Here is a 6,511-nt window from a genome sequence, read left to right on the forward strand (position 1 = left end):
GATTATTGGTTGCCGCCTACAATAGCTGCAACTGCAGCCATTTCAGCCGCCTCTTGATGTTGTTGCTCTTCACGATCAATAAGATCCATTGATGAGCTATCCACTAAACCAAGTTCAATTTCACGTAAAGCAACAACCGTTGGTTTATCGTTTTCAGGATCAACCAGTGGTTTTTTACCACCAACCGCGATTTGACGGGCACGACGGGCCGCAACTAAAATTAAATCAAAACGATTACCAATTGCATCTACTGCATCTTCAACAGTTACGCGAGCCATCTTAGCACTCCAAATAAATTTTTAAGCAAAGACGTAGTTTACTGCACCGAGTCAGATTCGCCAATAGCTTGTGGTTAATTTAAACAAATAAAATACTTACTGAACCCAAATTAGGATTTAGCGCAGTAAGTCTACGAGTAAATCTTGATGGCGAATAGCTTGGCTTTGTAGCGATAAGCGTTTTGCCAATACGATCGTCTCAATTTCCTTCAGCGCAGTTGCAAAATCATCGTTAACCACTACATAGTCATATTCATTGTAATGAGACGTTTCAGATTGTGCTTTTGCCATGCGACCAGCAATGATTTCTTGTGAATCTTGGCCGCGATTATTTAAGCGCGCTTCAAGTTCAACTTTTGACGGTGGTAGGATAAAAATGGTTTCAACATCAGCGACCAAGTCACGCACTTGACGTGCACCTTGCCAATCAATATCTAAAAATACATCAATACCAGCTGCAAGCTGATCTTCAATTGCTTGCTTTGATGTACCGTAGTAATTATCGAATACTTGCGCCCATTCAAAAAAATCATTTTTTTCAATTAATGATTTGAATTCATCAACATTTACAAAGTGGTAATGCACGCCATTTGCTTCGCCCGGACGAGGCGAGCGAGTAGTGTGCGAAACAGATACTTTCATATCATTATACTTAGTTAACAATGCATTGATTAAGCTGGATTTACCCGCACCAGATGGTGCCGATAAAATAAATAAGTTTCCGCGAGTTTGCGTCATTACTTTGCTCTCTACTAAAAATAAATAGGCTTGAGTTACAAGTAACTCAAGCCTTAGATAACACCATTATACTTTAATAACTAAACACTGCTCAAGTTGAGCAAAGAAACACTTATTCGATATTTTGGATCTGAATGTGGAGTGTTATTATTAAACGCTTTAAAATCAATACTTTGAGTTTTTGTTTTAACTTGCGTAATAGATTTAGTAACCACTTGGGGTGAGGCTGAAGAGCTTTAAGCTATTTTGCTTAATGATACCTCAATACAAGTTAGTACCTAATAAAGAGCGTGATAATTGATTAACTGTATAATTTTTGTATTATACACCCAATCGTAATCAAATAATCAAGGAAGAGTGTTTTTATGAATCAATTACACCAGTACCCTCACCCTGAAAGTCCTCAAAACCCTTCCCCCTTAGAAATGGCTATTTATAACTATGAATTGAAAGCCAAAGAGTTTCATAATTAACGAATAGCTCAAAAAGGGCTGGAGGGCGAAGAACTCAAAAAGAAGATGGCTCGTGACTTTAATCATTTGCAAAAAGAAAAAGAGAGAATTACAGCCCATGCTCGCTTACAAACAGATTTAAAGGAATATCGTGAGAAAAATGCAGGTTCAACAGTTACACAGTTAAAGCAAGAAAAGCATCACCCTACACAAAAGCTTGCTCGTCATTTGGCTGCAATAGGTGAGCCTAAACCAACTAATCTACATGAAGCCCACCACATTATTTGTGGTAAAGGCCAGTACCAATCAGTAAATATGCTACAAACCAGACTTAATTTACATCTACACGGAATAGGGATTAACGACCCGATTAACGGCGTGTGGTTGATTAACTTTGAAAAAAATAAAGAACAAAATTGGGATAGCCCTGCTTCACCGCCTCACCGTAAACTACATAGGTACAACTATGAAACATGGATAAATACCAATTTTGGTAATAAATCTACGCTTAGAGGCTTATTTTTAAATAGACTAAGAACTGTTAAAGTTAAAATAAAAACAGGCACGTTGCCCGCTGGTTTACTTGAACCAAAAAATGAAAATTGGAAGGCTTTGTAATGACTGTATATCAAATCAAAAACGAAGCTTACACATACGACGTAATCGACTTTGATATTGTTGAGCTCTCAAAAATACTCTCAAAAAATAATGACCTCGAGCCGGACACTATATTAACGATGTTTATGTCAGCAGCATCAGACAATATAGAGTTTAGCCACCTATGGCCCGAAGGATTAAATTTTAATTATTTTGGTAAAGCTAAAAAGCAAAACTATGACATATCGCGCTTAGGTCATTTTTTAATAATGAAGATGCCAGTATATGAGTTGTTAAAAGAGCGCTTAGCAAATTTTGGAGAGTTTTTACCCGTTAAAGCTGAAGGCAATAACATGATGTTGTTTAATTTGCTTACCTTCGGACAAGAGCAAAAAGACATGTGTTTGACTAAGTACGAAGATGGCTTTGAAGACGGTTTAGAGTTACTTACTTTTGAGCAAGACGATATACAAAAAAAACTATTGTTTAAGTCTAAGCTAGAAGGCGCTCAAAAAGTTTATTGTACTGATGAGTTTAAAAACATCATTCAAAGTAACAAATTTAAAGGTTTAGTATTTGACGAAGATTTACTAGATCCGTTTGTTTAGTGCTGCTGACTTTAAAGACTGAAGCGTTGAGTAGTTAAGTACTCACTTGTTGCGAATAAAATACTTTCAGACTCTTGATCTGAACCAATAGTTTTGGATACCTCATTAAGTGAGTAAACTAACTCATAGAGGTGAATTATAACAACAAAGACCAAACGTAAATCCTATTCAGAATAATTCAAAGAAGAAGCGCTAAAGCTGGCAAGTAAAGTATGTAATGGTCTAATGAAACTGGAGAGGTTTATAGCGTAAATTGGTCAGAATTTTCCCGCAGGCATTGATACACCCTCTCTAGTTCTTCAAGTGATAGGGCGCGGCTGCGGCTTTGCTCTACACCGGCAGCATCCGACACGTTAAATGCTTCTGCTGGGTTTGAGGTGCGCAAATCTAGCTTAATTGCATGCCTGAATAATTGCTTGCAGTACATGAGTGCATCATTGGTAATACTCGGGCGGTTACTTTGTGCAATGCGCTGTATCGCGCCGCGAATATCTCTGGGGTTTACTTTTTCGATTGCTAACCCACCAAAATAAGGGGCTAGATCTTTAGTATAAACACGTCTGGTGATATTCGGGTGCTTTAAGCGTTTTTCGCACTCTTGCAGCCAGCCTTCGGCAAGATCATTGACAGTTTTTAAAGTTTCATTATCGAGGCGCATTTTTTCGGCCTGAGGATCGATGTTTTCATTTTTCACATCAAGCACAATTTGCGCTGACTTTAAACGTGCCTCAGCCAATGAAACATCTGGGTATTTGCCGAAGGTTATTTCTCTGCGCTTTTTATGAATTGTATATCTAACGACCCAAAAAGCGCTTCGCTCTTTACTGATTCGGATATAGAGGCCATTCCCAATTGAGTGATAGCCTACTTTACCCGTTTTGATTAAAGACTTAATTTGCCGAGCGTTAATTTTGTTTGCAATATCATATCTTTACAATAAAATTGGTGGCAGATTTTTAAAGTTTGAGGCAAATTTTGAATTTTTTCAAAATCTGCCACCATTTCTGCCATCATTTTTTCATTACAAAGAGCAATTCGGAGCAACAGGTTGAAACACGTAAAATTCATAACAACCAGATTTTAAAGGCCATTTTAACGTACCGAAACAGCCTGAAATATTACTCTATGTTCTGGATCTGCTCGCGCATTTGCTCTATCAATACTTTAAGCTCAACCGCTGCATTGGTGATGTCGCTGTTGATTGATTTAGAGGCGAGGGTGTTTGCTTCGCGGTTAAACTCTTGCATCATAAAATCTAAACGACGACCACATGCGCCACCTTTTTTAAGGATTTTTTTAGTTTCTTTGACATGAGATTTTAAACGGTCTAGTTCTTCAGCTACGTCTTGTTTTTGTGCAAGGTAGATGAGCTCTTGCTCAAGGCGAGCTTCGTCAATATTTGCAGTTAAATCTTCTAATTTTTGTGCTAATTTTTCACGCTGCCATTTGGCAATTTCTGGCATGTGAGTTTCAACAATCGCTACTTGCTCTAAAATAGCATCAAGACGAGCGGCTATCATTTCTTCAAGATTAGCGCCTTCATCACCACGTGCAGATTTAAAATCTTCAATCACTTGATCAAAACCAGCAATGAGTGCGGTGTTAACGCTATCCATATCTAGCTCTTCAGCTTCCATAACACCAGGCCAACGTAAGATGTCGACAGGATTAATATCGCCATTACTTTGTTGTTGCACCCATTTAGCGCTATTGATCAGTTGTGCAGCTAAAGCCTCATTAATTGAAAGCTCGCCAACATGGGCTGGATTGGCCACAAACTTTAAGAACACTTCAACCTTGCCGCGTTGTAAATGTTTACGTAGGCGCTCACGGATCACCGGCTCCATGCCACGAAATTGCTCAGGTGCGCGAATAAAGGTTTCAAGGTAGCGTTGGTTTACTGAACGAACTTCCCACGTGCCAGTGCCCCAATCGCCTTTTATTTCGCGACGCGCGTAAGCAGTCATACTGTGGATCATGGATGGTTTCCTAGTTTTATTAAACAATATTAAAAGTGATTATACCGTAACACTGGTTAAGCTCTAGCGGAAATTTTTGTTGCTGCGAATTTTACAATTTGCTTTTGTTTAAATCAGCATGGCATCTACAGCTATATATACATATAATGTGGGAAATTCTGAATTAAGGGGATCGTGAATGCGTCCAAGCGAAAGAACACCTAACCAAATTAGACCGGTTACATTTACACGTAATTACACTTTGCATGCTGAAGGCTCTGTGTTGGTTGAGTTTGGTAACACAAAAGTACTTTGTACAGCCACTGTTGAATCAGGTGTACCGCGTTTTATGAAAGGCCAAGGTAAAGGCTGGATCACAGCTGAGTACGGTATGTTACCGCGCTCTACCCATACCCGAAATGGCCGTGAAGCGGCGCGTGGCAAGCAAAGCGGTCGTACTATGGAAATTCAACGCTTAATTGCACGCGCACTTCGTGCCGCAGTTGATTTAAAAGCGTTAGGCGAAAATACCATTACTATTGATTGTGATGTTATCCAAGCTGATGGCGGAACTCGTACTGCATCAATCAGTGGTGCTTGTGTTGCTCTAGTAGATGCGTTAACACATATGCGTAGCAAGGGTATGATCAATTCAAATCCTCTTAAATTTATGATTGCAGCTATTTCGGTAGGTATTTATAAAGGCCAAGCTATTAGCGATTTAGAATATTTAGAAGATTCTGACGCTGAAACCGATATGAACGTAATTTTGACCGAAACGGGTAAAATTATTGAAGTGCAGGGTACAGCCGAGGGCGAACCTTTCTCGTTTGATGAGCTTGATGAATTACTCACTCTTGCGAAGCATTCAATCCGCGAAATCATTGATGTTCAGAAGCAAGCACTAGCTTAATAAGTAATAGGTTTATAGTAATGAAAGATTATCAAATAGAGTTTATTGAATTCGCCTTAGAAAAACAGGTGTTAAAGTTTGGTGAGTTTACTTTAAAGTCTGGCCGTACTAGCCCTTACTTCTTTAATGCGGGGTTGTTTAATACAGGTCGTGACCTTGCACGTCTTGGTCGTTTTTATGCTGCCGCCCTTGAAGATGCAGGCATTGAATATGATGTTTTATTCGGTCCTGCTTATAAAGGTATTCCAATTGCAACAACTACCGCAGTAGCACTTGCAGATCATCACAATAAAGATGTGCCTTATTGCTTTAACCGTAAAGAGAAGAAAGCACACGGTGAAGGCGGTACATTAGTAGGCTCTGAGCTAAAAGGCAAAATCATGTTAGTAGATGACGTGATCACTGCTGGTACAGCAATTCGTGAGTCTATGGAAATCATTGCAGAAAATGGTGCGGATCTAAGTGGTGTCTTGATAGCTCTTGATCGTCAAGAGAAAGGTAAAGCTGAACTTTCTGCAATTCAAGAAGTAGAACGTGACTTTAATACTAAAGTAGTTTCAATAGTAAAGCTTGCAGATTTAATTAGCTACCTTGAAACTAAAGGTACTATGAACGAGCATCTTGCATCAGTAAAAGCTTATCGTGAGCAATATGGTATAGCTTAATCTAAGTATACTTAAAGCTATTCAACAAAAGCCCGATGATTTTCATCGGGCTTTTGCGTTTTATAACCGTATAAAGTTATTTTGAAGTTAAAAAAGTATCTCTTTTGTAGGGTTTGGCTTGAATTTTGAACGAACAGCACTTTATTTCAAGTTTTCTTTAAAAAACGCTTGCGTAAAATTCGCTGCGCCCTATAATGCGACCCCACTGAGACGGCAGACAGCAACGCTTAGCGAGGCAAGAGTCACTTAGTTAGTCGAGTAAAACTTGAGTTTAAATTTTTAATAAAGTTTAAAATTAAGTA

8 protein-coding genes are annotated in these 6,511 nt (G+C 38.8%); 4 read left to right on the forward strand and 4 right to left on the reverse strand.

Going from position 1 to position 6,511, the window contains the following annotated elements:
* Nucleotides 1-2 precede the first annotated feature (2 nt).
* Together rpoZ and gmk are read right to left on the reverse strand one after the other, a co-directional pair.
* Complete coding sequence (gene rpoZ, locus J7338_RS06180; protein ID WP_064667923.1) at nucleotides 3-278, reverse strand: DNA-directed RNA polymerase subunit omega; 276 nt, start codon at nucleotides 276-278, stop codon at nucleotides 3-5.
* 117 nt (nucleotides 279-395) lie between these two features.
* Nucleotides 396-1,016 carry a guanylate kinase gene (gene gmk / locus J7338_RS06185; protein ID WP_210796224.1) on the reverse strand — a complete coding sequence of 207 codons (621 nt, stop codon included), beginning with the start codon at nucleotides 1,014-1,016 and terminating at the stop codon, nucleotides 396-398.
* A gap of 539 nt (nucleotides 1,017-1,555) precedes the next feature.
* Here gmk and J7338_RS06190 point away from each other — a divergent pair.
* Both J7338_RS06190 and J7338_RS06195 read left to right on the forward strand, forming a co-directional pair.
* Nucleotides 1,556-2,086, forward strand: coding sequence for an AHH domain-containing protein (locus J7338_RS06190; protein WP_228732927.1), 531 nt, complete (start codon nucleotides 1,556-1,558; stop codon nucleotides 2,084-2,086).
* Entirely contained in the window at nucleotides 2,086-2,673 is a 588-nt protein-coding gene (locus tag J7338_RS06195) for a hypothetical protein (protein WP_210796225.1), read from the forward strand. Before J7338_RS06190 ends, J7338_RS06195 begins: the two co-directional genes overlap by 1 nt.
* Nucleotides 2,674-2,914: 241 nt before the next feature.
* Here the strand turns inward: J7338_RS06195 and J7338_RS06200 are convergent, their stop codons facing one another.
* A complete protein-coding gene (locus J7338_RS06200) occupies nucleotides 2,915-3,595 on the reverse strand; it encodes a tyrosine-type recombinase/integrase (RefSeq protein ID WP_210796236.1) in 681 nt (226 codons plus the stop codon).
* Between the two features lie 196 nt (nucleotides 3,596-3,791).
* A complete protein-coding gene (locus J7338_RS06205; protein ID WP_210796226.1) occupies nucleotides 3,792-4,652 on the reverse strand; it encodes a YicC/YloC family endoribonuclease in 861 nt (286 codons plus the stop codon).
* A gap of 178 nt (nucleotides 4,653-4,830) precedes the next feature.
* Between J7338_RS06205 and rph the strand changes: the two genes are divergently transcribed.
* Entirely contained in the window at nucleotides 4,831-5,544 is a 714-nt protein-coding gene (rph, locus tag J7338_RS06210; protein WP_145237114.1) for a ribonuclease PH, read from the forward strand.
* Nucleotides 5,545-5,564: 20 nt separating this feature from the next.
* Nucleotides 5,565-6,209 carry an orotate phosphoribosyltransferase gene (gene pyrE / locus J7338_RS06215; protein WP_145237117.1) on the forward strand — a complete coding sequence of 215 codons (645 nt, stop codon included), beginning with the start codon at nucleotides 5,565-5,567 and terminating at the stop codon, nucleotides 6,207-6,209.
* Nucleotides 6,210-6,511 lie beyond the last annotated feature (302 nt).

The sequence above is a fragment of the Pseudoalteromonas ostreae genome (genome assembly GCF_018069805.1).
Taxonomy (GTDB): Bacteria; Pseudomonadota; Gammaproteobacteria; order Enterobacterales; family Alteromonadaceae; genus Pseudoalteromonas; species Pseudoalteromonas ostreae.